The organism is Brachybacterium sp. HMSC06H03, assembly GCF_001807385.1.
In the GTDB taxonomy this organism is placed as follows: Bacteria; Actinomycetota; Actinomycetes; order Actinomycetales; family Dermabacteraceae; genus Brachybacterium; species Brachybacterium conglomeratum.
Genome location: NZ_KV788672.1, coordinates 1 through 1,730, shown reverse-complemented (window position 1 = coordinate 1,730; position 1,730 = coordinate 1). Strand labels below are relative to the sequence as shown.

Genomic DNA, 1,730 nt, shown 5'->3' with positions numbered 1-1,730 from the left:
CGTCCCGTCGGCGGGTCCCGGCGGACTCACCCGCCCTCGCCGAGCTCGTCGACGGCCTGAACCCCGCCCAGCGCGAGGCGGTCGAGCACCGGGGCAGCCCGCTGCTGATCGTCGCCGGCGCCGGCTCCGGCAAGACCCGCGTGCTCACCCGCCGCATCGCCCACCTGCTGCGCGCCGGCGAGGCGCTGCCCGGCGAGATCCTCGCGATCACCTTCACCAACAAGGCCGCCGCCGAGATGCGCGAGCGCGTCGAGGAGCTGATCGGCCCCGCCGCCCGCTCGATGTGGGTCTCCACCTTCCACAGCGCCTGCGTGCGCATCCTGCGCCGCGACGCCGCCGCGGCCGGGCTGAAGAGCTCCTTCACGATCTACGACAGCGCCGACTCGCTGCGCCTGATCACCACGATCGCCAAGGACCTCCAGCTCGACACCAAGAAGCACGCCCCCCGCGCGCTCGCCTCCCGCATCTCGACGCTGAAGAACGACCTCGTGGACCCGATCGACTTCGCCGATCAGGCCGAGAGCGCGAAGAACCCGTTCGAGAAGACGCTCGCGAAGATCTTCACGAACTACACCGAGCGCCTGCGTCAGGCCAACGCCGTCGACTTCGACGACCTGATCGGCCTGACCGTCGCGCTGCTGCGCGAGAACCCCGCGATCCGCGAGGGCTACCGGCGCCGCTTCCGCCACCTGCTGGTGGACGAGTACCAGGACACCAACGCCGCCCAGTACCAGCTGGTGCGGGAGCTGGTGGGGGAGGACCCGCGCGCCGACCTCACCGTGGTGGGCGACTCCGACCAGTCGATCTACGCCTTCCGCGGTGCGACGATCCGCAACATCATCGAGTTCGAGCAGGACTTCCCCTCCGCGCGCACCATCGTGCTGGAGCAGAACTACCGCTCGACCCAGAACATCCTCACCGCCGCGAACGCGGTGATCGAGGAGAACCAGGGCCGCCGCAAGAAGAACCTCTGGACCGACCAGGGCGAGGGGGAGCAGATCACCCTCTACGTCGCCGACGACGAGCAGTCCGAGGCCCGCTACATCGGCCGTCAGATCGACGCGCTCGTGGACGACGGCCGTCGTGCCGGGGACATCGCGATCTTCTACCGTGCCAACGCCCAGTCCCGGGCGCTGGAGGACCAGCTGATCCGCGTGGGCCTGCCGTACCGCGTGGTGGGCGGCACGCGCTTCTACGAGCGGCGCGAGATCAAGGACGCGATCGCCTACCTGCAGGTGCTCGCCAACCCGGCCGACGAGATCAACCTGCGCCGCATCCTCAACGTCCCCAAGCGCGGGATCGGCGACCGTGCCGAGGCCGCGATCGCCATGCTCGCCGAGCGGGACCGGATCGGCTTCGGGGAGGCGCTGCGCCGCGCGGAGGAGGCGCCGGGCATCGCGACCCGCTCGCTGAACGCCGTGCGCACCTTCGTGGCGATGCTCGAGGATCTCCAGGCGATGGCCGAGCGCGGCGACGGCCCCGCCGAGCTGCTCGAGGCGATCCTCACCCGCTCCGGCTACTATGCCGAGCTGCAGGGCAGCGACGACCCGCAGGACGAGTCCCGCCTGGAGAACCTCGCCGAGCTGATCAGCGTCGCCGCGGAGTTCGAGGCGCAGATGGAGGAGCTCGACGCGCTCGCCAGCGAGATGGAGGACGAGGAGGGCGACGCCGCCGCGGCCGGGGGCGCGGAGGGCGCCGCCGAGGCCGAGGAGGACGCGGCCGGCGCCGTC

General features: G+C 71.3%; 1 protein-coding gene. It reads left to right on the top strand.

Annotated elements, in window-relative coordinates:
• Positions 1-1,730, top strand: a 1,730-nt coding sequence (locus HMPREF3159_RS02400) for an ATP-dependent helicase (protein WP_246821428.1), incomplete at both ends; no start/stop codon positions are given.